Below are 26,348 nucleotides of genomic sequence, written 5' to 3'. Positions count from 1 at the left end.
GGCGCTACTCCGGTTGTTGATCCTCGGGGCCCTTGGGGATGCGGCAGGCGTTTTCCAGGTAGAGCGCCGCACACACCAGCGCCACACAGGCCACGAACGATCCCGTCGCGATGAAGAACTCCGAGCGCGGCGTCTCCCGGTCCAACATCTGCACCGTGTAGAGGGCGAACCCGGCGAACAGCCCTCCGAACACCGCCCCCGCGTACGCCGACGCCTTCGCCAGCGCCGCCAGCCTGGCCACCGCCAGCGGCTCAACCGGCTTGGTGCCCGGTTTCCTGGCGATCCTGGCCTTGGTGGCCCAGCCGCTGTAGGCCTCGCCGATGGCCAGCAGCAGGACGGTGGGGATCGCCGTCCACGGCATGAGGGGCAGGTCGGAGTAGAACTGCCGGACCGCCGCCCACGACAGCAGCGCGACGATGACGAGGATGCCGACCAGGAGGCCGGGTCGGGTGGGCCTCAATCCGGCCTCTGCAGTGTGAGGTCGGGACGCAGGCGTACGCCCTGCGTGTCGAGCCCCTCCACCAGGTCGCACACGCGGCCCCGCCCGGGCAGCGTGCCCTCGGGATCGACGTCCGACCAGGGCACGAGCACGAACGCGCGCTCGTGGGCACGCGGATGCGGCAGCGTCAGCTCGGGATCGTCGCAGACGAGGTCGCCCACGACGACGAGGTCGACGTCGAGTGTGCGCGGCCCCCAGTGCTCGGCGCGGACCCTGCCGAAGGCGTTCTCCACGCTCAGCGCCCGCTCCAGGAGAGTGCGCGGCTCCAGGGTGGTCTCGGCGATGACGACGGCGTTGAGATAAGGGTCCTGGCCGGGGGGACCGCCGACCGGGTCGGTCTCGTAGACGGGAGACGCCTTGACGAACTCCAGGTCGGGGGCGTCGAACAGGGCGTCTACAGCGCCCTGCAGGATCTGGAACCTGTTGCCCAGGTTGCTGCCCAGGGCGAGGACGGCTTTCATGCGCGGCTCCGCTCGATCGTCACGACCACGTCGTCGAACGGCAGCCGGATCGGCGCCGCCGGCTTGTGGACGCTCACCTCGACCTTCTGCACCAGCTCGCTGGCCAGGCACACGTCGGCCAGGCGCTCAGCGAGCGTCTCGATCAGCTTGACCGGCTCACCCTCCACCACCTCGACCAGGGCCTCGGCCAGCTCTCCGTAGTGGACGGTCTTGGCCAGGTCGTCGCCGGCCGCCGCCGGGGCCGTGTCGAGGAACAGCGTCGCGTCGACCACGAACTCCTGGCCGAGCTCCCGCTCGGCAGCGAGCACACCGTGCCTGCCCCAGGCCCGCAGCCCCTTGAGGGCGATGCGATCAGCGCTCAAGCTCGCCCTCCTCCTCCTCGTCGTCGTCCCCCTGCAACACCGGCGACCCGTGGTGCATCCACAGACGCCAGCCCTGCGGGGTGCGAACGTAGACGTTGCTGGCGACCACCTTTCCCGCGGCGAAGCTCGACTCACCCTCCTCGCCGGCCGTGAGGATGTTCTCCACACAGGTGAGCACGGCCACGTCGCCCAGCACGGTCGTGTTGACGTCGGTCAGCACGAACTGGATGTAGGTGGTGTTGGCCATGATCAGCGCCCACGACCGCAGCACCTCGGACCGGCCGCTCAGCAGGGTCCAGCCGGGATGCACGCAGCTCACCTGGTCGTCGGCCGTGTCGTCCGCCCAGATCTCGGTCATCTTGTCGAGATCGCCGCTCTCTATGGCGGTGTAGAACTCCTGGTTGACCGTCTCGATGGCGGCCGTGTCGACGCTCATGTGCCTGCTCCCGCTCTCTTCCATGCCGCGGCCACGCGCACGGCGTCGGCATTGGGCCCGACCTCGTGCACGCGCACGCACCAGGCGCCCGCATGGGCGGCCAGCGCGGTCACGGCCAGCGTGGCGTCGTCCGAACGGCTGAACGGCCGTGGCGTGCCGTCTGGAGCGGCCAGCAGGCGCCCCAGGAACCGCTTGCGCGAAGCCCCGATGAGCAGCGGATAGCCCAGCTCGGCCAGCTGCGGGATCGCGGCGAGCAGCGCCCAGTTGTGCTCTGCGGTTTTGGCGAAGCCGAGGCCGGGGTCGAGCACGATCTGCTCCTCGGCCACCCCCTCGGCCAGCACCAGGTTGACCCGCTTGCTCAGCTCCTCGCGCACCTCGGTCACCACGTCGGTGTAGACGGCCCGGGTCTCCATGTCATGGCTGTGGCCGCGCCAGTGCATCACCACATAGGGGACGCCGGTCGCCGCCACCACGCGCGGCATCTCGGGGTCGGCCAGGCCGCCGCTCACGTCGTTGACCAGCCGCGCGCCCGCCTCGACCGCGGCCCTGGCGACCTCAGCGCGCATCGTGTCGACGCTGACCGTCACCCCCTCGGCCGCCAGCGCGCTGATCACTGGGACGACCCTGGCCAGCTCTTCCTCCAGCGACACCCTGGCCGCGCCCGGACGGGTGGACTCGCCGCCCACATCGACGATGTCGGCCCCCTCACCGACCAGCTCGAGGCCGTGACTGATGGCGGCCGCCTCGTCGAACCACAGACCCCCGTCGGAGAAGGAGTCGGGCGTCACATTGACCACACCCATGACGAGGCACCGCTCCGCACCTCCCGGCACGTTGATGGGCACGCTAGTCATGGGCCAAGCCTAGGCGTTCCACCACACCTGCTGACATCGCGGGTCCCCAGTTGTGGAAAGGACGGCCTCACCTGCCGATAATGAGCGCCATCGCCTCGGAGCGGGTCTTGTCGCTGGTGAGGAACTCGCCGCGGACCGCCGAGGTGACGGTCCTGGCGCCGGGCTTGCGTACGCCGCGCATCGTCATGCACAGATGCTCCGCCTCGATGACCACGATCACCCCGCGCGGCTCCAGCACCCGCATCAGCGCGTCGGCGATCTGGGACGTCATGCGTTCTTGGACCTGGGGACGGCGGGCGAACACGTCGACCAGCCTGGCGAGCTTGGACAGGCCCGTGACCTGCCCCTTTTCGTTGGGGATGTAGCCCACGTGGGCCACCCCGTGGAACGGCACGAGGTGATGCTCGCAGGTCGAATAGACCTCGATGTCCTTGACCAGGATCATCTCGTCGTGGTCGACGTCGAAGACCTTGGTGAGCACGTCTTCGGGCTTCTGGCCGAGCCCGGAATACTGCTCGGCCATGGCCCGGGCGACCCGGGCGGGGGTTTCGATCAGGCCGTCGCGGTCGGGATCCTCACCGATGGCGTAGAGGATCTCCCGGACGGCCTTCTCGATCCGCCCTAGGTCGACGTCGTGCTTTGTCACGCAATGTCTCCGTGCTGGTTTGCTACGCGCTTTCCCCGGACGGGAGGGCGTCCTGGTGGCCGCTCGTGAGCGAACCGTTGGCGGACTGCTTCTCCTTCGGGGTCAGGATCGGCGGGCGGTCCGAGGGGAGCCGCTTGCCGTAGCCCGCATAGGACGGACGGTGCTCCTTGACGACCACCGGGGCGAAGATCTCGAGCACCTGCTCGCGGGAGAGGGTCTCCTTCTCCATGAGCTCCAGCACCAGGTTGTCGAGCACGTCGCGGTATTCGACCAGGATGTCCCACGCCTGGTCGTGCGCCGTCTCGATCATCCGGCGGACCTCCTCGTCGATCGTGGAGGCGATCTTCTCGGAGTAGTCGCGCTCGTGGCCCATCTCGCGGCCCAGGAAGACCTCGGCCTGGCCGGTGCCGAACTTACGGGCGCCGAGCTGCTCGCTCATGCCGTATTCGGTCACCATGCGGCGGGCGACGGCCGTGGCCTTCTCGATGTCGTTGGAGGCGCCGGTGGTGGGCTCGTGGAAGACGAGCTCCTCCGCCGCGCGGCCGCCGAGCAGCATCGCGAGCTGGTCCATCATCTCGGACCTGGTGGCCAGGAACTTGTCCTCCATCGGCAGCGTCATCGTGTAACCGAGGGCGCGGCCGCGGGACAGGATCGTGATCTTGTGGACCGGGTCGGAGTTGGGCAGCGCGTGCGCCACCAGCGCGTGACCGCCCTCGTGGTAGGCGATCATCTTCTTTTCCTTGTCGGACATGACCCGCGACTTGCGCTCGGGCCCTGCCATGACGCGGTCGATCGACTCCTCGAGGACGTCCATCGTGATCAGCTTCTGGTCGGCCCGCGCGGTGAGCAGGGCGGCCTCGTTGATCACGTTGGCCAGGTCGGCGCCGGTGAACCCGGGGGTGCGGCGCGCGATGACGTCGAGGTCGACGTTGGGGGCGAACGGCTTGCCGCGGCCGTGGACCTTGAGGATGCCCTTGCGGCCCTCGAGGTCGGGGCGGTCGACGGTGACCTGCCGGTCGAAACGGCCCGGGCGCAGCAGCGCCGGGTCGAGGATGTCGGGCCGGTTGGTCGCGGCGATGAGGATCACGCCGCCCTTGACGTCGAAGCCGTCCATCTCAACGAGCAGCTGGTTGAGCGTCTGCTCGCGCTCGTCGTGACCGCCGCCCAGGCCGGCGCCGCGGTGGCGGCCGACGGCGTCGATCTCGTCGATGAAGATGATCGCCGGGGCGTTGGCCTTCGCCTGCTCGAACAGGTCGCGCACACGCGAGGCGCCGACACCGACGAACATCTCGACGAAGTCGGAACCGGAGATCGAGTAGAACGGCACGCCCGCCTCGCCCGCGACGGCGCGAGCCAGCAGCGTCTTACCGGTGCCGGGCGGGCCGTAGAGCAGGACGCCCTTGGGGATCTTGGCGCCGATCGCCTGGAACTTCGCCGGGGCCTGCAGGAACTCCTTGATCTCCTGGAGCTCCTCGATGGCCTCGTCGGCGCCCGCGACGTCGGCGAACGTGGTCTTGGGGGTGTCTTTGGTGATGAGCTTGGCCTTGGACTTGCCGAAGTTCATCACCCGCGAGCCGCCGCCCTGCATCTGGTTCATGATGAACAGGAAGATCAGCACGATGATGACGATCGGCAGGAAGCTCACCAGAAGGCTCACCAGGATGTTCTCCGAGGGCACCTCGGTGGTGAAGCTCTTGGTGTTGCCCGCCTTGACCTGCGCCTGCAGCTCGTCGGTCAGCTTGCTGCCGTAACCGGTCACCCAGTCGGACTGGATCAGCTTGGTCGGCTGATCGCCCGGCCTGACCGTGACCGCGTTCTTCAGCGTGACCTCGATGCGGTTGTCCTTGTCGACGATCTTGGCGTTGCTGACGTTTCCGGCTTGAATCTGCTGGAGAACCAAGGACGTGTCGGCCTGCTTGTAATTTCCGCCGCCACTCCACAGCTGGGTGACGAGCAGGAGCAGCACGACGATGCCCAGGATCCACAGCAGTGGCCCACGTGTAAATCGCTTGAGATCCATCCGATGCGGAACCCCTTGCGGGCCCGTCCCTTCCTGACCATGGCCTGGAACCCCGGGTTGACCCGGGGCCGCGGCATCCGACACCGCGACTTCTGACTACCCGAAGGGGACACGCGGTCACCCTCCCGGAGTCTGAAGGTACACCGGTAGAGCGCGCGGAGGGACCCGCCCGCTACACCGGCCTTGCCCTATCAACGTACGTCACGTTGCGCGATGTTCCCGGCCATGGCAAGAGGGCTACTTGTAAACGTGTGGCGCGAGAGTGCCGATGAACGGCAGGTTCCGGTATCGCTCCGCGTAGTCGAGGCCATAACCGATGACGAACTCGTTGGGAATGTCGAATCCGACATATTTCACATCGATCGGCACCTTTACCGCGTCAGGCTTGCGCAGCGCGGTGCAGATCTCCAGGCTCGCCGGGTTGCGGGATTTGAGGTTTTCCAACAGCCAGTGCAGCGTCAGGCCGGAGTCGATGATGTCCTCCACGATCAGCACGTGGCGGTTCATGATGTCGGTGTCGAGGTCTTTCAGCACGCGCACGACGCCGGACGACTTGGTGCCCGCGCCGTACGACGACACCGCCATCCAGTCCATCTGCACGGGCACGTGCAACGCCCTGGCCAGGTCGGCCATGACCATGACGGCGCCCTTCAACACGCCCACGAGCAGCACGTCCTTGCCCGCGTAGTCCTCGTCGATGCGCCCGGCAAGCTCTTTGATCTTGGCCTGGAGCTCGCCCTCCGGAATGAGGACCTTCTCCAGGTCATTGCCCATGTCGGCAGCGTCCACCTGTGGTTCCTTACGCGTGGGGACTGATGGCGAGTATCAGGGTGCCATACCGCCGGACGGCGGACAGACCCCCGGGCAGGTCCACGGCTTTCTGCCCGTGCCACCGCGTGACCAGCCGGTCCACGGCCAGCACGTGCGTGGCCGACAGGGCTCCGGACGGGGCGCCGGCGGCGACGGCCGCCCGCCGCAGCACCCTCCGCCTGACGGCGTCGGGCAGCTTCTCGAGCTCCTTCACGGTGATCGTGACGGTCCCGTCGATATCGCTAAGAGCGCAATTCTGGTACGCCGACTCGGCCCATTCGTCGAGGGCGTCGGCGTCGTCGCGGGCCATCCTCGCGGTCCTGGCGAGCGCCTCGGCCACCCCCGGGCCCAGCTCGTCCTCCAGGACGGGGAGGACCCTTCTGCGTACGCGGACTCTCGTGTAGCGGGGGTCCTCGTTGTGCGGGTCCTCCCAGGGGGTGAGGTGCAGGGCCCGGCAGGCGGCCACGGTGGTGGTCCTGGGGAGGTCGAGGAGGGGGCGGCGGTAGCGGCCTGCCTGCGCCGCCATGCCGGACAGCGAACGGAGGCCGCTGCCCCTGGCCAGGCCGAGGAGCACCGTTTCCGCCTGGTCGTCCCTGGTGTGGCCGAGCAGGACCGCGGCTGCCTGGAGGCGGTCGGCGGCTTGGGCGAGCGCCGCGTACCGTGCGTCCCTGGCGGCCGCCTCGGGGCCGCCGTCGGTGCCGACCGTGACGGTGAGGACCTCGGCCGGGCGGAGGCCGAGCTCCGCCGCCTGTGCGGCCACCTGCCCGGCCCGCTCGGCCGATCCGGGCTGGAGTTGGTGATCCACTGTCAGCAGGCCCGCCCGCAACCCCATGCGGGGAGCACTGAACGCCGTGGCGGCCGCCAGCGCCAGGGAATCCGCGCCGCCGCTGCACGCCACCAGGACCAGGGCGTCCGGCGGGAGGTCGGCGAGCGCCTCACGCACTGCCCTGCGGACGTCGGCTACGGCTGGATGTGGGCCCACGGGAGCCATTGTGGCGCGTTGCCGCAGGTCCACGGGCGCCGGGCACCCGTCGCACCACCTCCCGCCGACGCGGCGCCTCCAGCGGGGAGGACGCCCGGCGGCGCAAGGCGGCGGTCGGCGGGTGTGGCGGCGCAGGGTGCCGGCGTGGTGGCCGGTGGTCGTCGAGCGGCGTTCCGGGCCCCTGCCGACGTGGTCCTCAGGTGGTGTTCCGGAGCCCCATCGACGTGGTCCTCGGGTGGTGTCCGCGGGCGGTGGGGGTGCCTGTAGAGGTGGGGGGTGGTCAGGCGGGGAGGGCGGGGGTGCCGATCACGCGGCTGATCCAGGCGTCCGGGTCGGCGATTTCCGGGGTCGTCGGGAGCGTTTCCGGCGAGGTCCAGATCTTGTTGAAGCCGTCCATGCCCACCCGGCCCACCACCGTGCGGACGAACGCCGACCCCTCGGCGTACTGCTTCATCTTGACCTCGATCCCCAGCAGCCGCCGCACCGTCCGGTCCAGGCGGGAGCCGCCCTCGCGGCGCTGGGCGAACTTGGCGCGGATGTCGGCCACCGACGGCACCACGGACGGGCCCACGGCGTCCATCACATAGTCGCCGTGGCCCTCCACCAGCGTCATCACGGCGGTCAGGCGGTCGAGGATCTCCTTCTGGCCGGGTGACTGGATGGCGTCGATCAGGTTGCCCTCGCCGCCCCGCACCACGTCGGCCACCGTGTCGGCGGCGTTGCGGAGGCGTTCGAGCAGCGTGGGCAGGTCGAGGTCGGAGGCGAGCAGGAACTCGGTCATCTGCGAGCGGACGTATTCGCGCAACCACGGCACGCCCGTGAACTGCACCCGGTGGGTCTCCTCGTGGAGGCACACCCAAAGGCGGAAGTCGTGGGGGTTGACGCCCATCTCGCGTTCGGCGTGGACGATGTTGGGGGCGACGAGCGTCAGCCGGCCCGTCGGCTCCTGCCCGGTGGGATCCGGCGGGAGGAACAGCTCGTACTGGCCCAGCACACGCGAGGCGAGGAAGGCCAGCACGGCCCCGACCTCGACGCCCGTAATGCGGGAGCCCACGGCGGTGACGATGGCCGGGGGCGGGTTGGAGCTGTTGCCCATGCGCTGCGTGAGGGGTTCGAGCACCACGCGGAAGCCCTCGACGTTCGCCCTGATCCAGCCGGGCCTGTCCACGATGGTCGCGGGCTGCGGCGCGGTCTCTGTGTGGATCTTCGTGAACTCGCGCACGTGGCCCTCGGCCTCACGTGAAAGGGTGCGGAGCTCGGTGACGGCCTGCCTGGCCTCCTCCCGGCTCACTTGAGGACCGGGGCGCACCAGGCGCGTGCCGGTCGTGACGGCCAGATCCCAGTCGATCACCTGCATACCGTCCACCGTACGTGGTTCTCCTCGGCGCTGCGAAGAAGGGCATCAAGAACGTGCGACGATGGCCGCGAGCCGGTCGAGTACGGGCTCGGCGTTGACCGGCACGCGGTCGGCCATGAAGGCGAAGGTGACGAGCCGCCCGTCCTTGCTCGTGGCCAGTCCGGCCAGGGTGTTGACGTGGTTGAGCGTGCCGGTCTTGGCGCGGACCAGACCCACCTGGCCCTTGCTGTCACTGCCCGTGAACCGGCGGCCGTTGCCCAGCGTGCCGGAGAAGCCGGCGATCGGCATGCCGGAGGCGACGGCGTGCAGCCCCGGGTGGCTCGCGGAGCCGGCCAGGGCGACGAGCTTGGCCAGGGCCCCGGCGCTGATGCGGTTGCGGATGGACAGGCCGCTGCCGTCGGAGAGCGAGACGCCCTGCGCGACGCCGAGCCTCTGGAGAACCGCCACCACGGCCTTGGCACCGCCCTCGAAGGACGCGGGCTGGCCCTCCTTCAGTGCGACGTGCCTGAGCAGGGCCTCGGCGAGGTCGTTGTCGCTCCTGGTCAGTGTGTGCTCGACCAGCGAGTAAAGGGGCGCGGAGTCGACCTTGCCGAGCTCGGGGGCGCCCGCGGCGGCCTTGCCGGGGCGTACGGACTTCGACACCGTGATGCCCTGCTTGGTCAGCAGCCTGGCGAAGGCCGCGGCGGCGTAGGCGGGCGGGTCGGAGACGCGGGGGTTGTCGTAGCGCGGGTTCTGGCGGCCCTCGTCCATGGTCAGTGCGTAGACGGGGGCCACCTCGCCGTCGGGGATGTAGTTGGGCTTCCAGCCCGGTGCGATCGGTGAACCGGTGAACAGCGACGCGTCGTAGGTGATGGTCACCTTCTTGACCTTTTGGGACTTGAGCGTCGCGGCGGTGCGGGCGGCAAGGGTGGCGAGGCTGGCCTGCTTCGGGTATTTCGGCTTCGCCGACGGGCCCGCGAGGAGCGGGTCGCCACCGCCGACCAGGACGATGGCGCCCGGCTTGGCGCCCTGGACGACCCTGGTGGACAGGCGGGTGTCGGAGCCGAGGGAGGCGAGCGCGGCCGCACAGGTGACGATCTTGGTGGTGGAGGCGGGCGTCATGGGGGTGTCGGCGTTGGCGGCGAACACCTGCTCGCCGGTGGTCGCGTCGAGCACGACGGCGCCGACCCGGTCACCCAGCGCTTCGTCACCCAGCGCGCTGGTGAGCTGCCGCGTCAAAGTACCCTTAGTCGGGAGAGGTCCGTCTCCTGACTTCGCCGAAAGCTGGGCCAGCACAGGCCCCGAGGTGACCACGGGGACGGGCGGAGGAGACCCTTCCGCCGGGGACGCCGTCGGCTTGGTCGGTGAAGTCTGCCTCGTCAGCGCGCCCAGGCTGAGCTCGGTGGTCATCGCGTAAACGCCGGTGACGATCGTCAGGGCCTGGAGCACGACGAGAGTGGCCAGCATCACCCACCGGTCGTGCCGCGCCACGTCGCCTGCCCTCTCTCTGTGTTCGCCTACGAGACATTAACGCCCGGCCGGGGGTGCCCGGGGGCTTGAGCGCGGGAGAGGAAGCCGAACCGGACACCTGCGGATGCGAAATCGCACACCAGGGTGCCAGGTGAGGCCGACTCGACCCATGAGAAAGGACCGCGGTGGAGTTCGACGTCGTCGTTGAGATTCCCAAGGGGCAACGGAACAAGTACGAAGTGGACCACGAGACCGGGAAGATCAGACTCGACCGGCTCCTGTTCACCTCCACGCAGTACCCCGCCGACTACGGCTTCATCGAGAACACCCTCGGCGAGGACGGCGACCCGCTCGACGCGCTGGTGCTGCTCCAGGAGCCGACGTTCCCCGGCTGCTACATCACGTGCCGGGCGGTGGGCATGTTCCGCATGACCGACGAGAAGGGCGGCGACGACAAGGTCCTGTGCGTGCCGTCCACCGACCCGCGGATGCACCACATCCAGGACATCCACCACGTGTCGGAGTTCGACCGGCTGGAGATCCAGCACTTCTTCGAGGTCTACAAGGACCTGGAGCCCGGCAAGTCCGTCGAGGGCGCCAACTGGGTGGGCCGCACCGAGGCGGAGGCCGAGATCGAGCGCTCCTTCCAGCGGGCCAAGGACGCGGGGCACCACGGGCACTGACCCGTCACCGGGGCCTGGTGGCGCCCACCAGGTCCCCTCGCCAGATCGAGGCCACCCGCACCACGTCGCCGGTCTGCGGCGCGTGCACCATCTGGCCGCGGCCCACGTAGATCCCCACGTGGTGGATGGTGCTCGGGTCGCTCGTGTTGTACGCGAAGAACAGCAGGTCGCCGCGGCGTAGCTGGTCCAGCGGCACGTGCGGGCCCGACGTCCACTGGGTTCCCGTCCAGTGGTCGAGCCGCACGCCCACGCGCTCCCACGCGCGCATCGTCAGCCCCGAGCAGTCGTAGCTGTCCGGGCCCTCGGCCGCCCACACGTACGGCTTGCCGAGCTGGGTGAGGGCCCAGTCGGCCGCCACGTCCCCCATGGCCGAGCCGCCGGTGGCGAGATTCGACGCGGACAGGGCCGCGGCGCGGCGCCTGGCCAGCAGGTCGGCGCGGGTGCGCGCGGCGTCGACCCGCCGCTGCAGGTGCTCCTCGCGGGCCCGCAGCACCTTCGTCTCGCGCCGCTGCCCGGCCACGGCGGTCTCGGCGGCGATCTTCGCCTGCCTGGCGCTCTCCGCGGCGGCCTGCCGGGCGGCGTGGGCGTTGACGGCCTGGACCCGCAGGATGGCCGCCACCTCCTGCGCGTCGCGCAGCCTGGCGAGCAGGGCCGCGCGCTCGCCGCTGAGGTGCCCGAGCACTCCTGCCCGATGCAGCGCGCCGTCCGCCTGTCCCCGGTCGAGGATCAGGCCGACGGCCGGCTCCAGCGTCCCCAATCCGCCGTACGTCTCCGCCGCCAGCAGCGCGACGCCCTGCCGGGCCCGCTCGACCTCGGCGTCGGCCGCCACCAGCCGGGCCTGGGCCTGCCGGCTGGCCTCCTCGGCGTGGCGCAGCCGTACCATCGCGCCGTTGTACGCCTCCACCAGCCGCTCGACCTCGGCGGCCAGTTGCGCCAGCCGTGCCTGCGCCGTCGCCAGCTCGGCCCTCGTCGCCTGCAGTTCCTTCGAGCGGTCACGTACGGTGTCGCGGGCCTTCTTGACGTCGCGGGAGGAGGGCGCGGGGTCGGCGTCGACCGGCGGGCACAGGGCGACGAGCAGGCAGCCGGCCAGCAGCCCCGCCCGAAATATGCGCATAGGTCCCCCCGGCAACAGTTGGTGACTCTATGCACACGGTTCCCGGCACTTCACTCACGTAACGTAATGATTTGGACGTGGATCGGCCATTCTCCGTGGGACGTCGATGCACGTGGCATGGCGGACACCGCCCGCTCGAGTGCGGATCAGCCGCTCTTCGTGGGCGTCGCCGAGGGCGCCAGCGTAGGAGTGGGGGCGACGGTCGCCGACGGCGTGGCGGGCGGAGTGGAGGTCTGCGTGGGGGACGACGAGGGAGTCGCGGTCGTGGGCGTGGCGGTGTGAGTCGGAGTCGGGGTCCGCGGCGGGGTGGGAGTGCGGGTCGGGGTCTTGCAAGGGGTGCGGGGGCCGGGGCGGGGCTTGGTGGGGTGTGGCCTCCCGGGGGGCGGCTCCACGGGGTGTCCTCCGGGAGGGGTCTGGACGGGATGCTCGGCCGGCGGCGAGCCGGGGTGCGAGGAGGTCCCGGGCCGCTGGGTGAGGTCGGCCGGTACGGAGGAAGGCGGGGACGAACCGGTCAACCCACGAGGTTCGGGGGACCCGCTCGAAGGCAGGGGGCGCGTGCCCGTGCTGTCCAGGATCGGCTGCACGGTCAGAGGCACGTCCTCGGGCTCGCCCTGCCAGGGCAGCCTGATGGCGGGCTCACCCGTCGCGGGAAACGCGGCCGTCGCGACATCTGACAGCCCGCCGCCTCCGCCGACCTGCTGGAAGATCATCGCTATCGCCACCGCGGCCGCGACCGCCGCCAGCGTGCCCGCCAGCGCCTGAGGCCATCTCCGAACGCCCTTCTCCGCGGTGACGGGAAATCCGGCAGCGCCGAGCGCGCCCGTACGCCTGGCGACGTAACGGCGGTACGGCAGCAGCTCGGGATCGACGAAGCAGCTCAGCACCCTCAGCCGCAGCGAGTCGGGCGGCTCCGCCTGGGGCAGCAGCTCGAAGACCTTGGTGGCCGAGACCTGGCGGCCGCGGTGGGGCGCGCATATCTCGCACTGCGGCAGGTGCCTGACCAGGCGCTCGCGCATCGCCGCCGTCAGCTCGCCGGAGAACCCGGAGAGTATGGCGGCCCGGCGCGGGCAGTCGTAGGGGCCCTTCCTGGCCAGGATCTCGGCGGTGATCGCGTCGCAGAGGCGGTCGCGGGCCTCCTCCATGGCGGACTCCACCTGGCGCGCCGGGATGCCGAGCACCTGGGCCAGCTCGGCGTCGGGCAGCTCGTGCCTGATCGACAGCTCCAGGATCTCCCGGTCGGCGACGGGCAGGCCGTGGACGGCGTTCCAGGCCATGACCCGCAGGTCGGCGTCGGCCGGGTCGTCCAGCGGCGGCGCCTCGGCCAGGGCCTCCTCGGCTCCGGGCGGCTCGGCCGCGCGGCGGTGCACGCATTCGACCCGGGCCAGCGCGTACAGCCAGGTGCGCAGCCTGTCGGGCTCGGTCAGCGCGCCCGCGTGCGCCTCGGCGGCGATCAACGTGTCGCGGAGCGCCACCTGGGCGCTGTCGGCGCTCAGAAGCAGGGACCGACAGTAGCGGTAGACCTCCTCCGCGTACGCGTCGTAGAGCGCTGCCAGGGCGCCGGGATCGCGGGCGCGGAGTGCTTCCACCAGAACGCGGTCATTCATGTGACCGAAGGTAATGGATTGGTAACTAGCAGTTCTACCGATTCAGTGCCGATGGCATCGCTTGTCGGATCGCAGCTCTTGAATTTCACCCGTTATTCTTGAATTTGTACCGTCTTGGCATTACTGCTGGTGCTCCGTCACGATTTGGGTGCTCCGATCCACCGCGAACGGCTCACTCTTGGGCTTGACCGTGTGCACGGGCACGGCCCCGCCGAGCGCCAGGTCCTCGTAGGGACGGCCGGTGGACCCCCAGGTCCTGGCCGTGATCTCGGTTTTGGCCACCCGAGCCCCATGGGGCAACCCGGACACGGTGAGGATGAACCTGGGCGGGCTGCCGGCCTTCACGTCGTCCACGAACGTGCTGCCACCGCCGAGCAATTTGCCCGACTTGTCGCGCAGCAACGCGTTCACGACAAGGCTCCCGGCCGGAAGCCGATACGGATTTCCCACATATCCCGTAATAAGGTATGAGCCGTCTTTCTGGCGCAATGTCTGGGCACGAGTGATGGGAAATCGCTGGAAAGCGGAGGCGATGCGCGCCGCCGGCCGCCATTGCGCGGGACGGTACTGGATCGTCACCTTGACCGGCTTCTCGGTGGCGCTGGCCTGCCCGGTGAACGGCAGCGACCCGCCCGGCGGCACGGCGTCGAGCGGCTGCTCCAGCCGGACGACCTCGGCGCCCTTGGCGTCGTGGCCGACGATCGTGGCCACGACGTGCTCGCCGAAGTGCCACGGGTTGGCGTTGCTGAGCACGCCCGCCCAGGTGACGGCGTACCCGTCGGCGGACTTGACGATGTTCGAGACCTGTTCCTTGAGAGCAAGGGGCTTGAGCTGTGGAGCCGGTCGGTCCTCGCTCGAGCACCCCGCGAGGCAGATCGCCCCGAGTGCCCCGAGTGTGAGCAGGCTGGCGGTTCGGCGGTACGGGATCACTTTGCCGTGATAACCCGAGCATGGGTACGGCTGGCTGATGACACGCGCCAGCCGTACCAACTCTTTAACGGGGACGCACGACCCTGGCCTCGTCCCAGACCGGCTCCGGCGACTCGTAGACCGTGCCGTCCGAGCCGAAGATCAGGTAGCGGTCGAAGTCGGCGGCGAACCAGCGGTCGTGGGTGACCGCCAGCACCGTCCCCTCGAACGCGTCCAGCCCGGCCTGGAGCGCCTCGGCGCTGGCCAGGTCGAGGTTGTCGGTCGGCTCGTCGAGCAGCAGCAGGGTGGCGCCCGACAGCTCCAGCAGCAGGATCTGCAGCCGCGCCTGCTGGCCGCCCGACAGCGTCTCGAACCGCTGCTCGGCGACCCGGCCGCCCAGCTCGTAGCGGGCCAGCGCCTTCATGGCCTCGAACTTGAGCTTGGCGTGCTCGGTCATGACGATCTCTACCGGCGTGCGGCCGAGGAGGTCGGGCCTGGCGTGGGTCTGGGCGAAGTGGCCCGGCACCACGCGGGCGCCCAGCCTGGCCACGCCCTCGTGCGCGACCCCCTCTCCGGCCAGCAGACGCAGGAAGTGGGACTTGCCCGAGCCGTTGGAGCCGAGCACCGCGACCCGCTCGGCGTACCAGACCTCCAGGTCGAACGGCTGCATGAGCCCGGTCAGCTCCAGCTGCTCGCAGATCACGGCGCGCTTGCCGGTGCGGCCGCCCCTGAGACGCATGCTGATGTTCTGGTCGTTCGGCGGCGCCTCCGGCGGACCCGCCTCCTCGAACCTGCGCAGCCGCGTCTGGGCGGCGTGGTAGGCGGGGGCCATGCCGTCGTTGTACCTGGCCTTGTCCCTGAGCATGATGACCAGGGCCTTGAGCTTGGCGTGCTCCTCGTCCCAGCGCCTGCGCAGCTCCTCGAGCCGCTCGTTGCGGGCCTTTCTGGCCTCGGCGTACGTGGCGAAGCCGCCGCCGTGGATCCAGATGTTGCCGCCTTCGACGGTGACGATCCGGTCGGCGGCGTTGGCGAGCAGCTGGCGGTCGTGGCTGACCAGCAGCACCGTCTTGGGCGTCTCCCTGAGCCGCTGCTCCAGCCACTCCTTGCCGGGCACGTCAAGGTAGTTGTCGGGCTCGTCGAGCAGCAGGGTCTGGTCGGGGCCGCGCAGCAGCGCCTCGAGGACGAGCCGCTTCTGCTCGCCGCCCGACAGCGTGGACACGTCCCGATATTTCACTTTTTCGTACGGCACGCCGAGCGCGGCCACCGTACAGGTGTCCCACAGGACTTCGATGTCGTAGCCGCCGGCGTCGGTGTAGTCGCTGATGGCATGCGCGTACCGCATCTGCGTCTTCTCGTCGTCGCGCTCCATCATCGCCAGCTCGGCCTCGTCCAGCCGCTCGGCGGCCCGGCGCACGGCCGGCGGCGCGACACCCAGCAGCAGGTCGCGGAGGGTGCTTCCGTCACGCACGCTGCCGATGAACTGCCGCATCACGCCCAGCCCGCCCGAGCTGGCGACCGTGCCGTCGATCGGCTGGAGATCGCCGGCGATCAGCCGCAGCAGCGTGGTCTTGCCCGCGCCGTTGGGCCCGACGAGCGCAGCCTTGACCCCGTCGCCGATCCTGAAGGAGACGTCGTTGAGCAGGGGCCGCCCGTCGGGCAGCACGTACGTGAGATGTCCTACTTCGACGTGGCCCATTCCGGCAGGGTACCGGCCGCCTTCCGGCTGGAGCACCGCATTTTCCGCCATCACAACCGGTGGAGAGATCGAGTGAGGGCCTAGACAGCAAGTCATCTAATCACTAGAACTGTAGGCAATCCCCCCATCCCCCGAGGAACCAGTGATGACGCGATTCCGCTCTGCCCTCACCTCCCTGGCCATCGCGTTGATCGGTCTCACGACCGTGCCGCAGCAGGCTTGGGCCGCCCCACCCAAACCGGTGCCCACCACCGCACAGGAACAGCGGCAACAACAGGCCGGACCCCCGTCCCCCTGTGCCCCGACGTTTCAGGGCACCACCACGAACGCCCGCCTGACCAGCCTGTTCACCAACTACGGCAACGACAACAGCCGGTTAGACGATTGGACCGGCGCCGACGGCACCTACTCGCTCAAGCTCCCGAGCGGGAAGGAGCTGTGGATCTTCTCCGACACCTTCCTGGGCCAAGTCAACCCCGGCGGCTCGCGCCCGCCCGTGGTCGAGGAGGGCGGAACGACGGTCTTCCTCAACAACACCTTCGCCGTCGAGCGCGACGGCAAGCTGTCGACCATCTACGGCGGCACCTCGCAGAAGCCGGCCGCCCTGATGCCGCCGCGCGACAAGAACCACTGGTTCTGGGCCGGTGACGGCACGCTGGCCGGTGGGATCGTGGAGGTCACCTACCAGGAGTACGAGCGCTACGGCCCCGGCGCGTGGGACTGGCGCTGGCACAGGAACGTGGTGGCCAGGTTCGCCCCGGGCCGGCTCAACAAGCCGATCAGCGTGCACGACCTGCCGTCCGGGCACGGCATTTCGTGGGCCTCGGGGATACTCAAGGACGGCGCGTACACCTACATCTACGGCGTCGAGGACCTCGGCTCGCCGAAGTACATGCACATTGCCCGGGTCAAGGGCCAGAGCCTGCTGGGCCGCTGGGAGTTCCTCAAGGGCGACGGCACCTGGTCGCCGGACGAGGCCGACTCGGCGCGGATCATGAGCGGCGTGGCGAACGAGTACAGCGTCAGCAAGGTCGGATCCGGATACGTCCTGATCACCCATGACACGACCGAGGTGCTGAGCGCGAACATCGTGGCCTACGCCTCGTGCTCGCCGTTCGGCCCGTTCACCGGCAAGCAGCACATCTACACGACCCCCGAGACCAACGGGAACATCTTCACCTACAACGCCCACGCCCATCCCGGGATCGCGAGCGACGGGCTGGTGGTCTCGTACAACGTCAACAGCTTCGTGAACACCGACCACTACCGCGACGTCTCCATCTACCGCCCGAGATTCCTGGACGTGAAGTTCCGGTGACGGTGCGGCGCAACTGGGCGGCCCGCCTGCGGCCCGTCGTGATCGACGGGCTGCGGGCGGTCGTGCTGGAGAACGAGCGGCTGCGCGTGACCGTCGTGCCGGACAAGGGCGGCGACGTGGTGGAGTTCCTGCACAAGCCCACCGACACGGACTTCGTCTGGGTCTCCCCGCAGGGCCTGCGCAACCCGCGCGACCATCTCCAGGGCGCTGCCGACGACGTCGCCCAGTTCGTCGACCACTACGAGGGCGGCTGGCAGGAGATCTTCCCGAACGGCGGCGCCCCGAGCGAATACCGCGGCGCGCGGCTGGCCCAGCACGGGGAGGTCGCGGGCCTGCCGTGGTCCTGCGAGGTCGCGGCCGACTCCGAGGAGGAGGTCGCGATCAGGCTCAGTGTCAGGACCAGGCGGCTGCCGTACCGGATGGAGAAGGTCTTCAGGCTGCGGTCGGGCTCGGCCGCGCTGGAGATCGAAGGGCGGGCCGTGAACGACGCGGACATCCCGCTGCATGCCATGTGGGGCCAGCACATCGTGTACGGCCGGCCGTTCCTGCGCCCCGGGGCCACGATCCGGCTGCCGGAAGGCGTCCAGGTGATTCCGCACGCCACGGCGATCGATCCGGCCGGGCGCAGGGTGGCGGCGGGCGGGCCGTGGGAGTGGCCGAGAGTGCCCGCCCATCAGGGCTGTGTGACGGACCTGAGCGTGGTGCAGGAGCAGGGCTCGCCGAGCGACATCGTCTATCTGACCGGCTTCGACGAGGGTTGGTACGAGATTTCCGGGGATATCGGTATGCGGGTGGAGTGGGACGCATCGTTGCTGCCGTACCTGTGGATGTGGCAGGAGCTGGGCGCGTCCACCGGATACCCCTGGTGGGGACGGGCGTACACCGTGGGGCTCGAGCCGTTCTCCAGCATGCCGACCGACGGCCTGGCCGCCGCGGTGGCCAACGGAACGGCCCTCGTCCTCGACCCGCACGAGACGAAGATCCTGAGGCTGCGCGCGGAGGTACTGGCATGAGTGAGTTCGGCGGCAATGTGGCGCTGGTCACGGGCGGGTCGATGGGCATCGGGCGGGCGGTGGTGGACCGCCTGGCCGACGGCGGGGCGTCCGTGGTCTTCTGCGGGGTGGACAAAGACGCCGAGCTCGACACCGACCACGTCGTCGGCCGGATCGCCGACGTGCGGCGCGCGGACCAGATGCGCGACCTGGTGGACCTGGCGGTCACCAGGTTCGGCGGGCTCGACATCGTCGTGACGTGCGCGGGCGTACAGCGTTACGGCACCGTCGAGGACACGCCCGAGGACGTCTGGGACGAGGTGCTCGACATCAACCTCAAGGGCGTCTACCTCGCGTGCAAGGCGGCCATCCCCGAGCTGCGGGCCCGCGGCGGCGGCTCGATCGTGATCATGTCGTCGGTGCAGGCGTTCTCCTCGCAGGCGCAGGTGGCGGCCTACACCGCGAGCAAGGCCGCGCTCAACGGCCTGACCAGGGCCATGGCGCTCGACCACGCCGCCGACGGCATCAGGGTGAACGTGGTGTGCCCCGGCTCGGTCGACACCCCGATGCTGCGCTGGGCGGCCGACCTGTGGCGGGGCGACCTGTCACAGGAGGAGCAGATCCGGCAGTGGGGCCGCTCCCACCCGCTGGGCCGCGTGGGCCGGCCCGAGGAGGTGGCGGAGCTGGTGGCGTTCCTGGCGGGGCCGCGCTCGTCGTTCATCACGGGGGCGGAGCACCGCGTGGACGGCGGCCTGCTCGCGCAGAACCCCGCGGCGCTCCCCGAATAGCCGCTTTTCCAATTACTCGAAAAAGCCGGCAACAGTTGCGTCAATAAGAAGAACTTCCAGGTCTCGTCCTTGATACGAGTGGGCGGCGTGCCCGGCGCGCGACCTCTTCATGGCGCGCAGCCCCCAATCGAATCGGCGAGTCATAACGGCTCGCATTCGATTCGGCACGCTAAGTTACGTGGTCGATACGACTCACCCATCGAGGAGAGACCAGTGAGGCTAAGCAAAAAGGCCGCCGGCTTCATCGCCGCCGCCACGCTCTTCGCCGTGGCCGTCCCCGCTGCCGCGGCGGTGGCCAGCCCCCGCTCGACCTGCTACGGCGGTCGGGTCTGCCTGTACGCGGGCTTCGACTACAACCGCGGCCAGGCGGACCACTGGCGTGACTTCGTCAAGGACGATTCCAACTTCGGCGACAACAACTGGCTGAATTGGGACTTCAGCAATTCCTGGCAGGGCATGAACAACGAGACCAGTTCCGTCAGGAACCGTGTCGGCTGCAGCGCCACCCTCTGGCAGCACCCCTTCTTCACGGGCGCCCACAGCACGTTCGCGCACAACACGAACGACGGGCTCCTGGCCAACAACGCGGTCGGGAACAACCGCGCCAGCTCCCTCGACATCTGGTGCCGCTGACCAGGAACGGGAGTGCCGGTTTCCGGGCCTGGCCGCCGGAAACCGGCCGTCGCGGGCTGCTGGCGGGCACGCTGCTGCTGACCTGCGCCGCGGGCTGCGCCGCCGACGCGCCGCCGCGGCAGACGCCCGTGACGGGCGTCACGTCGGTGTCACAGCTGGTGCTGCCGTTCGACGCCTACAAGACCACTCCCGAGCAGCGGGCCACCCTGGGAAACGCGCACAACCTCCTGGTCGTGCGGTGCATGCGAAAACAGGGCATCGCCATCGAACCGCCCGGCGACAACGCGGCCACCATCGCCACGGTGGACCCCGGCAACTCGCGCCGCTACGGCGTTGTGGACCCGGAGGCCGCCCGGCGCTACGGCTACCATCTCGCCCGCCCGCCGTCTCCCGACACGACCGCCTCCTGGGCGGGCAAGCTGCCCAAGCCCGCCCGCCACCGCCTGTACGGCACCGCCGCCGACCGAGGCTGCCTGGACCGGGCGACCCTGAGCCTGGAGCGGGGCGCGCGCAAGGCCGACTGGCCGTGGCTGTCCCTGCAGGACTCGCTCACGCTGGAGCAGGCCGCCAAGCACCCGTCCGTCACGGGCGCGGTCAGGCGCTGGCAGGCGTGCATGGGCCAGGCCGGCCACTCCTATCCGGCTCCCGAGGCGGCCATCGCCGACCGCCGCTGGAACCTGGACGAGCCGGCGGTGACCGAGGACGAGCGGCAGACCGCGACCGCCGACACGCGGTGCAAGTGGTCGTCGGGTCTGGTGGCCGCCTGGTACGCGGCGGACGCCGAGTTGCAACGGGCCGTCATCCGCGACAACGCCGGCCGCTTCGCCGCACTCCGCGCCAACCTGGAGCACCGCCTCAAGAGGGCGGCGGGCGTGCTGGCCGAGCACGGAGGCGGCCACATCCACTGACGGTTGCCCGTTATGTGTCGACGTCCAGTGACACGGTGGGATCGGCGAAGCGCTCGTTCGGCACCGTGGCATACCAGCCGGGCCGCCCGGGGTCGCGATCGTACGGATAGCCGCCGAGCTCCCGGTAGAGCTCGGCGTAGCGGGCCACCCGCTCCTTGTCCAGGCGCACGCCCAGCCCCGGCCCCGGCGGCACGGGGATGGCCCCCTCCACGTAGGCCATCTTGCCGCCCTCGATCACGTCGTCGCGCAGTTGGTGGTAGTGGGCGTCGGCGGCGTAGGTGAGGTTGGGCAGCACGGCCCCGAGGTGCAGCATGGTCGCGAGCTGGATCCCCAGCTCCCCCGACGAGTGCACGGCCACCCCGAGCTGGAACGTCTCGCACACCCCCGCCGCCTTCACGCACGGCCTGATCCCGCCCCAGAACGTCGTGTCGAGCAGCACCACGTCGGCGGCCCTGCGCAGCACGTTCGAGGCCAGCTGCTCGAAGTTGACCACCACAGTGTTGGTCGCCAGCGGCACCCTGACCTGCTCGCGCACGGCCCTGAGCCCTTCCAGTCCCCAGACCGGGTCCTCCAGGTAGTCGTTGTTCAGCCCCTCGATGGCGTGGCCGAAGCGCAACCCCTCGGCCACCGACAGCACGGCGTTCGGGTCGTACCTGAGCCGGTCGTCAGGGAACGCCTCCGCCAGCGCCCGGTAGCACTCCAACTCGTGGTCGGGCGGGAAGACGCCGCCCTTCAGCTTGTGGACGGTGAACCCGTGCGTCTCCTTCAGCTCCGCTGTGTGCTCGACGAGCTGTTCGGGCGTGCGGATCTCGCCGTGGCCGGGGGCCGCGTACCGGAAGAACAGGTACGAGGCGAACGGCACGGCGTCGCGGATCCGCCCGCCGAGCAGGTCGCAGGCGGGCACCCCGAGGTGCTGCCCGATGAGGTCGATGCAGGCGAACTCGACGGCGGCCAGCAACTGCGTCCGGTTGTTGTAGAGCGACGCCGTAGGGTTGGCGATCTTGAAGCGCAGCGCCTCCAGTTGGAAGGGGTCGTGGTCCTTCAGGTACGGCACCAGCGCGCGGAAGGCGGCCTCGGCGCTCTCCCCGCCGCCGCCCATCTCCCCGAGACCGACCAGCCCGTTGTCGGCCTCGACCTCGACGATCGTGCGGATGAACCGCCCCCAGTGCGCGCCGTTGCTGTGCCGCAGCGGCGCCTCCAGCGGGACCGCGACCGTCGTGGCCCTGATGTCAACGATCTTCACGAATGCGCTCCCCGGACGACGGCGACCCCGCAGGCGGGCAGCCGTACCTTGACCGTCTCATGTCCCCGCAGGTCGACCGTCGCCTCGACCGGTTCGGCGGCGAGTGACTGCAGCCTGACCCCGTCCTGCCCGATGGAGGTGATCAGTACGTCCGGGTGGTCGACGGAGACGTACGTCTCGGTGGCGGCCGGGCTGTCGGTGATCAGCGCGCCGACGAACGGCTCGGTCAGCCCGGAGGCCGCCGCCGCGCCGAGCCGCCGGCCCTGGGCACCGGGCTCACCCGTCGCGGACTCGGCGACGATTTGACTCGTGACCGCGTACCGGAACGTGGTCTCGCCCTGTTGCTGCGCGGGGAAGTTGGTGTCCCAGATGTTGTTGAGCGCCCACGAGTAGACCGTGCCGTCCTCCTGGTCGAGCGTCGGCGGGAACGGCGCGTACGGCATGTGGATGGTGCCCAGCTGCACCAGCGGGGCCTCCAGCGTGGCCCAGGCGATGGTCAGCTCGGGATCCTCGAAGGCGATCCAGTGCCTGATCGGCAGCATGTACTCGGCCGAGCCCGGCACACGCGGCACGTCCGGGCCGCCTACGCCGCCGGTCAGCTCCCAGGCCGTGGGCGCTCCGGCGGCGAACGGGAAGGCCAGGAACACCGCCTCCTTGGCCGGGGTGCCCTGCTTGGCGAGCTGGTATGTCAGGTCGAGCCTGGGCACGCCGTAGTGCAGCTCGACCGTGGTGCGGATCCAGTCGACGCCCTTGCCGTGCAGCTCCACGACCAGTTTCTCGCCCACGGCCGTGCGCTGGCACTTGGTGATCGTGGCGTGCCTGCCGATGGCGCGGTCGCCGAGGAGCGTGCGGTCGTGCGCACCGACATGTCCCGACAAATGGTTGAAATGTGGGGCGGTGGCGTACTGGTCGTACACGTACTGGCCGAAGCCGGCGGCGGCGTCGCCGTTGACGAGCTCGCGGCCCGCCCGCTTGTCGAAGATCGAGCTGATGTAGCCCTCGCGCACGTCGTACGTCACGCGGTAGAACTCGTTCTCGATCACCGGGGTGTCGCCGAGCTCCACCGGCTCCGGCGCCTGGGTCTCTCCGGGGACGACGTCGAGGCGGACGTAGCCGTAACCGGGGACGTCCGGCACGACCGCGTGGACGTGCCGGCCGATCGGCCGCGTCGGCCAGTCGTCCGGGTCCACGAACTCCTCGTGGTGCGGGAGCGTCTCGCCGGTCCGCGCGTCCACCAGCGCGATCGGCACGTCCACGCCCACGACGTCACGCGGCAGGAACGCCCGGACGACGTCGGTCCGTGCCCGGGCCGCCGGGTTGAAGACCGCGAAGGAGGCCAGCGGACCTCCCTCGACGCCCGACTCCGACAGGGCCGCGGCGAACCTGCGCACGGCCGCGTGCAGCAGGTCGGCCGCGTCGTCCTGGGCCTGGTAGGCACCGGAGGACTTGCGGGTCCACTGCAGGCCGCCGGAGTCGCCGGCCTCCTCGGCGTCCTCCCACGGGTTGGCCGCTCCCCAGGTGTGCTCGTTGAACAGCGCGACCTTGTCGTACGCCTCGTCGATCTGCTCGGTCGCGTCCGCGCCGGCGATCGTGTGCAGGGTCTCGGCGACCCGCAGCGCCGACTGGGCCCGGCGCACGTAGCCCAGCGGGCGCGCGCCCGAGCCGAGTCCGTCGGCCCACCAGTCGGTCCAGTCGCCCTCGTGCACCGCCAGCCGGTCGAGGTAGCGCTCCTCGACGTGCTGGAAGAAGTCGCTGTTGACGGCCGAGCGCAGGCGCGGCCAGGCCCACTGCTCGTTCCACCGGCGGGCGATCGACGCGGGCACGATCGACGGGCCGGCGTTGTCGGCGTGCGCGCCCTGCACCCGCAGGTGCAGCACGTCCAGCTCGTACGGCTCCCGCGGCGCGTCGGGCCCCTGCCACCCGAACGTGCCGGGCCCGTACGGGTATCCGCGCGTGGCCAGCGCCGACAGGTAGCGCGGCAGCAGGTCGTCGGCCAGCTCGTACGAGTCGGTGAGCCCGACCGTGTTGCCCTCCATGTACGCCATCCCGTGCGGCGTGTCGGTGAACCACACGAGGATCTCGTTGCCGCTCGGCGCCCGCCAGCGGAACGGCCTGGTCAGCTTGTCGCCGCCATGCAAATAGGGCACGGAGCGCCCGGCCCAGTTGTGCGCCGCCGCGAGGTAACGCACGCCGGCCTGGCTGAGCGCGTCCACCAGCCCGACGACCGCGCCCGGCACGTCGGTGTGCATGGCGGACGTGACGGGGAGGCCCAACTGCCTGGTGAAGCGGAGCTGGCGATGCAGCTCCTCGGTCGAGCACGCCTCCGTGTGCAGCTGGAACGGCAGCGCCGTCACCTCGATCACGCCCTCGCGGGCCTTTTGCCGGAATGCCTCGACCATCTCGGCCGGCCGCGCGTCCAGCCACTTGATCGCGGGCATCGACGACTCGACCGTCCACCGGAACTTGGCGTCGTCCGGCCAGGACGCCGTCTCCTCCGCCAGCCGCAGCGCCGCGTCGAGGTAGTCGAGGTGGTGGCGGAGCACGGTGCCCTGCGGGTCGGTGTAACCGATGTCGAGGTGGGAGTGGTGGACGACGAACACGCTCCACTTGCGTTGCGGCGTCACCGTGACCCGCGCGCTGCCGACGACCCCGGCGTCGTCGCGGCACTCCAGGGTGAGCACGCGTGGCGCGTCCACCTCGGGCACCAGCAGCGTCACGTCCTTGCCCGACGCGCTGTCCACGCCCACCAGCACGTGGGTGAGCGGCTCGGTGCTCGACACCCGGACCGCCTGGCGGCCGTCATGGGTGAACAGCGGCACCACCGCCACCCGCACCTCCAGCCCGCGCACGCTGATGACGGGCGTCGAGGTGTCGTCCCGCAGCGCCTGCCTGATCCCGTCGTAGTCGGGACTCCCCAGGCTGCGCTGGAGCAACCGGCTGGTCATCAAACACTCCCTAGAGAAAGGCCTCGGGCGAAGAGGCGCTGGGTGGCGAGGAAGAGCGCGACGGTCGGCAGCGAGACCATCAGCCCCGCCGCCAGGCCGACAGGCACCGGGGTGCCGGCGTAGACGTCGCTCATGAGCCCGGCGAGGGCGGTCATCACCGGCCGCACGTCCTCGGTCTGGGACAGGGTCAGGCCGAAGACGAGGTCGTTCCAGATGAAGGTGAACTCCAGGATGAACACGGCCGTCAGCGCACTGAGCGACATCGGCAGGTAGATGCGCCAGAAGATGCGCCAGGTGGAGGCGCCGTCCATGCGGGCGGCCTCGAAGATCGAGAACGCCACGCCGGAGTAGAAGTTACGCAGCACGAACGCGCCCAGCGGTACGTTGATGGCCGTGTAAACGAGGATCAGGCCGACGCGGGTGTCGTACAGCCCGGCGTCGCTGTAGCTGACGAACAGCGGCACGAGCAGCATCTGCGAGGGGAAGACGGTGCCGCCGAAGATCAGCAGGAACCACCAGAACCCGTGCCGCAGCCGCAGCACCACGATCGTGTAGCCGGCCAGCGCGCCGATGATCACGGCCAGCAGCGGGGACACGACGGCGTAGAGCGCGGTGCTGGCCAGGCTCCCGCCCAGGTCAGCGTTCTCGACGGCCCTGGCGAAGTTCTCCAGCAGCGCGAAGTCGCCGGAGGGAACCCAGGCGCTCGCGGGATCGTACGACGCCGCCGGCCGCGAGGCGTTGACCAGCAGGAGATACGTGGGCCCGAGCCAGATCAGCCCGAGCACGATCAGCACAGCCCGGCGGATCATCGGACCTGCCTCCTGAGGTAGAGGTAGGAGGCCAGCCCCGTGACCACGGTGAGCATCACCGCCACGGCCGAGCCGTAGCCGTAGTCGCTGGCCACGAACGTCTCCTTGTACATCGTGACCGCCAGCGTCTCAGAATTGCGCCCGGGACCGCCCTGTGTCAGCACCCACACGATGTCGAATGTCTTCAAGCTGGCCACCAAGGCCAGCCCGACCACCACCGCGGTCAGCGGCCTCATCAGCGGCCAGATCACGTGCCGGAACAGCCGCCACCCCGACGCGCCGTCCAGCCGGGCCGCCTCGATCGGCTCCTTGGGAATGGACTGCAGGCCGACGACGAACAGCAGCGTGTTGACCCCGAGCTGCTGCCACGTCCACACCAGGAGCATGGCCAGCGTGTTGTCCGGGGCCTCCTGCAGGAACGCGGTGTCCACGCCGAGCAGCAGGTTGCTGATCCCGTCGTGCGACAGGATCGGGCTCCAGACCATGGCGAGGCCGGCGCCGCTCAGCGCGTACGGCAGCATGAACGGCACGCGGTACCACGCGCCGCCCCTGATGTCGTAGGACAGGACCGCCACCAGCAGGCCGAGCCCGACCGGCAGCACCATCGTGCCGGCGACCCAGATCAACGTGTTGCGGGTCGAGGTGATCAGCGCCGGGTCGTCGAGCAGCTTGGCGAAGTTGGCGAAGCCGATCCAGGCCGGTGGCTCCAGGCCGTCGTACCGGGTGAGGCTGAGGTAGGCGGTCCACAGGAACGGCGCGTAGAGCAGCACCGCGACCAGGATGGCCGCGGGCGCCACGTAGCCGTGCCGGAACCGCCCCAGCATCGGAGC

At 70.0% G+C, this 26,348-nt stretch carries 25 protein-coding genes; 6 read left to right on the top strand and 19 right to left on the bottom strand.

All coding sequences use genetic code 11. The features are described 5' to 3' along the window. Nucleotides 1–4: 4 nt before the first annotated feature. From ID574_RS14040 to dacB, 11 genes are all read right to left on the bottom strand, one after another. On the bottom strand, nt 5–460 hold the full coding sequence (locus tag ID574_RS14040) for a DUF3180 domain-containing protein (RefSeq protein ID WP_188189216.1): 456 nt from the start codon (nt 458–460) through the stop codon (nt 5–7). After that, nucleotides 457–960: a 2-amino-4-hydroxy-6-hydroxymethyldihydropteridine diphosphokinase gene (gene folK, locus ID574_RS14035; protein ID WP_188189215.1), complete on the bottom strand. Its 504-nt coding sequence runs from the start codon at nt 958–960 to the stop codon at nt 457–459. The genes ID574_RS14040 and folK overlap by 4 nt, the downstream gene beginning before the upstream one ends. After that, on the bottom strand, nt 957–1,322 hold the full coding sequence (gene folB / locus ID574_RS14030) for a dihydroneopterin aldolase (RefSeq protein WP_188189214.1): 366 nt from the start codon (nt 1,320–1,322) through the stop codon (nt 957–959). The genes folK and folB overlap by 4 nt, the downstream gene beginning before the upstream one ends. After that, nucleotides 1,312–1,758, bottom strand: coding sequence for a nuclear transport factor 2 family protein (locus ID574_RS14025; RefSeq protein WP_188189213.1), 447 nt, complete (start codon nt 1,756–1,758; stop codon nt 1,312–1,314). Before ID574_RS14025 ends, folB begins: the two co-directional genes overlap by 11 nt. Next, nucleotides 1,755–2,612 (bottom strand): dihydropteroate synthase, encoded by an 858-nt coding sequence (folP, locus tag ID574_RS14020; protein WP_442939289.1) that lies wholly within the window; start codon nt 2,610–2,612, stop codon nt 1,755–1,757. Before folP ends, ID574_RS14025 begins: the two co-directional genes overlap by 4 nt. Before the next feature lie 67 nt (nt 2,613–2,679). Continuing rightward, nucleotides 2,680–3,258, bottom strand: a complete 579-nt coding sequence (folE, locus tag ID574_RS14015) for a GTP cyclohydrolase I FolE (RefSeq protein WP_188189212.1) — start codon at nt 3,256–3,258, stop codon at nt 2,680–2,682. Nucleotides 3,259–3,280: 22 nt separating this feature from the next. Continuing rightward, entirely contained in the window at nt 3,281–5,278 is a 1,998-nt protein-coding gene (ftsH, locus tag ID574_RS14010) for an ATP-dependent zinc metalloprotease FtsH (RefSeq protein WP_188189211.1), read from the bottom strand. Between the two features lie 237 nt (nt 5,279–5,515). Beyond that, nucleotides 5,516–6,067 (bottom strand): hypoxanthine phosphoribosyltransferase, encoded by a 552-nt coding sequence (gene hpt, locus ID574_RS14005; protein ID WP_223166667.1) that lies wholly within the window; start codon nt 6,065–6,067, stop codon nt 5,516–5,518. A gap of 10 nt (nt 6,068–6,077) precedes the next feature. After that, nucleotides 6,078–7,079, bottom strand: a complete 1,002-nt coding sequence (tilS, locus tag ID574_RS14000; RefSeq protein ID WP_188189210.1) for a tRNA lysidine(34) synthetase TilS — start codon at nt 7,077–7,079, stop codon at nt 6,078–6,080. A 271-nt stretch (nt 7,080–7,350) separates the two neighbouring features. Beyond that, nucleotides 7,351–8,427 (bottom strand): zinc-dependent metalloprotease, encoded by a 1,077-nt coding sequence (locus ID574_RS13995; protein WP_188189567.1) that lies wholly within the window; start codon nt 8,425–8,427, stop codon nt 7,351–7,353. A 45-nt stretch (nt 8,428–8,472) separates the two neighbouring features. Then, nucleotides 8,473–9,897 carry a D-alanyl-D-alanine carboxypeptidase/D-alanyl-D-alanine endopeptidase gene (gene dacB, locus ID574_RS13990; protein WP_188189209.1) on the bottom strand — a complete coding sequence of 475 codons (1,425 nt, stop codon included), beginning with the start codon at nt 9,895–9,897 and terminating at the stop codon, nt 8,473–8,475. 164 nt (nt 9,898–10,061) lie between these two features. On the opposite strand from dacB, the gene ID574_RS13985 reads away from it, so the two are divergent. Further along, complete coding sequence (locus ID574_RS13985) at nt 10,062–10,559, top strand: inorganic diphosphatase (RefSeq protein WP_188189208.1); 498 nt, start codon at nt 10,062–10,064, stop codon at nt 10,557–10,559. 4 nt (nt 10,560–10,563) lie between these two features. Here ID574_RS13985 and ID574_RS61540 read toward each other — a convergent pair whose 3' ends face one another. The 4 genes from ID574_RS61540 to ID574_RS13965 form a co-directional block, all read right to left on the bottom strand. Further along, the gene (locus tag ID574_RS61540; RefSeq protein WP_188189207.1) at nt 10,564–11,673 is read right to left on the bottom strand and encodes a C40 family peptidase; all 1,110 of its coding nucleotides are present in this window, start codon (nt 11,671–11,673) and stop codon (nt 10,564–10,566) included. Nucleotides 11,674–11,819: 146 nt separating this feature from the next. Beyond that, nucleotides 11,820–13,277, bottom strand: coding sequence for an RNA polymerase sigma factor (locus tag ID574_RS13975; protein WP_188189206.1), 1,458 nt, complete (start codon nt 13,275–13,277; stop codon nt 11,820–11,822). Nucleotides 13,278–13,397: 120 nt separating this feature from the next. Then, entirely contained in the window at nt 13,398–14,207 is an 810-nt protein-coding gene (locus tag ID574_RS13970; RefSeq protein WP_188189205.1) for a hypothetical protein, read from the bottom strand. A gap of 64 nt (nt 14,208–14,271) precedes the next feature. After that, complete coding sequence (locus tag ID574_RS13965; RefSeq protein ID WP_188189204.1) at nt 14,272–15,882, bottom strand: ABC-F family ATP-binding cassette domain-containing protein; 1,611 nt, start codon at nt 15,880–15,882, stop codon at nt 14,272–14,274. Between the two features lie 145 nt (nt 15,883–16,027). On the opposite strand from ID574_RS13965, the gene ID574_RS13960 reads away from it, so the two are divergent. The 5 genes from ID574_RS13960 (at nt 16,028) to ID574_RS13940 (ending at nt 20,521) form a co-directional block, all read left to right on the top strand. Further along, complete coding sequence (locus ID574_RS13960; RefSeq protein WP_188189203.1) at nt 16,028–17,200, top strand: glycoside hydrolase family 183 protein; 1,173 nt, start codon at nt 16,028–16,030, stop codon at nt 17,198–17,200. Continuing rightward, entirely contained in the window at nt 17,197–18,213 is a 1,017-nt protein-coding gene (locus ID574_RS13955) for a DUF4432 family protein (protein ID WP_223166666.1), read from the top strand. The genes ID574_RS13960 and ID574_RS13955 overlap by 4 nt, the downstream gene beginning before the upstream one ends. Next, the gene (locus tag ID574_RS13950; RefSeq protein ID WP_188189202.1) at nt 18,210–18,980 is read left to right on the top strand and encodes an SDR family NAD(P)-dependent oxidoreductase; all 771 of its coding nucleotides are present in this window, start codon (nt 18,210–18,212) and stop codon (nt 18,978–18,980) included. Before ID574_RS13955 ends, ID574_RS13950 begins: the two co-directional genes overlap by 4 nt. Before the next feature lie 213 nt (nt 18,981–19,193). Continuing rightward, nucleotides 19,194–19,613 (top strand): peptidase inhibitor family I36 protein, encoded by a 420-nt coding sequence (locus ID574_RS13945; protein WP_188189201.1) that lies wholly within the window; start codon nt 19,194–19,196, stop codon nt 19,611–19,613. After that, complete coding sequence (locus ID574_RS13940) at nt 19,604–20,521, top strand: hypothetical protein (protein ID WP_188189200.1); 918 nt, start codon at nt 19,604–19,606, stop codon at nt 20,519–20,521. The genes ID574_RS13945 and ID574_RS13940 overlap by 10 nt, the downstream gene beginning before the upstream one ends. 10 nt (nt 20,522–20,531) lie before the next feature. Here ID574_RS13940 and ID574_RS13935 read toward each other — a convergent pair whose 3' ends face one another. Genes ID574_RS13935 through ID574_RS13920 form a run of 4 tightly spaced genes read right to left on the bottom strand, consistent with a single transcriptional unit; the run spans nt 20,532 to nt 26,342 of the window. Continuing rightward, nucleotides 20,532–21,764: an enolase C-terminal domain-like protein gene (locus tag ID574_RS13935; protein WP_188189199.1), complete on the bottom strand. Its 1,233-nt coding sequence runs from the start codon at nt 21,762–21,764 to the stop codon at nt 20,532–20,534. Further along, on the bottom strand, nt 21,761–24,709 hold the full coding sequence (locus tag ID574_RS13930; protein WP_188189198.1) for a glycoside hydrolase family 38 N-terminal domain-containing protein: 2,949 nt from the start codon (nt 24,707–24,709) through the stop codon (nt 21,761–21,763). The genes ID574_RS13935 and ID574_RS13930 overlap by 4 nt, the downstream gene beginning before the upstream one ends. Further along, a complete protein-coding gene (locus ID574_RS13925; RefSeq protein WP_188189197.1) occupies nt 24,709–25,518 on the bottom strand; it encodes a carbohydrate ABC transporter permease in 810 nt (269 codons plus the stop codon). Before ID574_RS13925 ends, ID574_RS13930 begins: the two co-directional genes overlap by 1 nt. Then, nucleotides 25,515–26,342: a carbohydrate ABC transporter permease gene (locus tag ID574_RS13920; RefSeq protein WP_188189196.1), complete on the bottom strand. Its 828-nt coding sequence runs from the start codon at nt 26,340–26,342 to the stop codon at nt 25,515–25,517. Before ID574_RS13920 ends, ID574_RS13925 begins: the two co-directional genes overlap by 4 nt. Between the last annotated feature and the right edge of the window lie 6 nt (nt 26,343–26,348).

Origin of the sequence: Nonomuraea sp. SYSU D8015, assembly GCF_008065375.1 — a bacterium.
GTDB lineage: Bacteria > Actinomycetota > Actinomycetes > Streptosporangiales > Streptosporangiaceae > Nonomuraea.
This window is presented reverse-complemented; position numbering and strand designations above follow the sequence as displayed.

Bases quoted from the DNA above. Each gene is read 5' to 3' on its own strand.
- ID574_RS13965 (WP_188189204.1), bottom strand. From the start codon at position 15,882: ATGGGCCACGTCGAAGTAGGACATCTCACGTACGTGCTGCCCGACGGG.
- ID574_RS61540 (WP_188189207.1), bottom strand. From the start codon at position 11,673: ATGCGCATATTTCGGGCGGGGCTGCTGGCCGGCTGCCTGCTCGTCGCC.
- ID574_RS13975 (WP_188189206.1), bottom strand. From the start codon at position 13,277: ATGAATGACCGCGTTCTGGTGGAAGCACTCCGCGCCCGCGATCCCGGC.
- folP (WP_442939289.1), bottom strand. From the start codon at position 2,612: ATGACTAGCGTGCCCATCAACGTGCCGGGAGGTGCGGAGCGGTGCCTC.
- ftsH (WP_188189211.1), bottom strand. From the start codon at position 5,278: ATGGATCTCAAGCGATTTACACGTGGGCCACTGCTGTGGATCCTGGGC.
- ID574_RS13930 (WP_188189198.1), bottom strand. From the start codon at position 24,709: ATGACCAGCCGGTTGCTCCAGCGCAGCCTGGGGAGTCCCGACTACGAC.
- folK (WP_188189215.1), bottom strand. From the start codon at position 960: ATGAAAGCCGTCCTCGCCCTGGGCAGCAACCTGGGCAACAGGTTCCAG.
- ID574_RS13920 (WP_188189196.1), bottom strand. From the start codon at position 26,342: ATGCTGGGGCGGTTCCGGCACGGCTACGTGGCGCCCGCGGCCATCCTG.
- tilS (WP_188189210.1), bottom strand. From the start codon at position 7,079: ATGGCTCCCGTGGGCCCACATCCAGCCGTAGCCGACGTCCGCAGGGCA.
- ID574_RS13950 (WP_188189202.1), top strand. From the start codon at position 18,210: ATGAGTGAGTTCGGCGGCAATGTGGCGCTGGTCACGGGCGGGTCGATG.
- ID574_RS13995 (WP_188189567.1), bottom strand. From the start codon at position 8,427: ATGCAGGTGATCGACTGGGATCTGGCCGTCACGACCGGCACGCGCCTG.
- ID574_RS13960 (WP_188189203.1), top strand. From the start codon at position 16,028: ATGACGCGATTCCGCTCTGCCCTCACCTCCCTGGCCATCGCGTTGATC.
- ID574_RS14025 (WP_188189213.1), bottom strand. From the start codon at position 1,758: ATGAGCGTCGACACGGCCGCCATCGAGACGGTCAACCAGGAGTTCTAC.
- ID574_RS13925 (WP_188189197.1), bottom strand. From the start codon at position 25,518: ATGATCCGCCGGGCTGTGCTGATCGTGCTCGGGCTGATCTGGCTCGGG.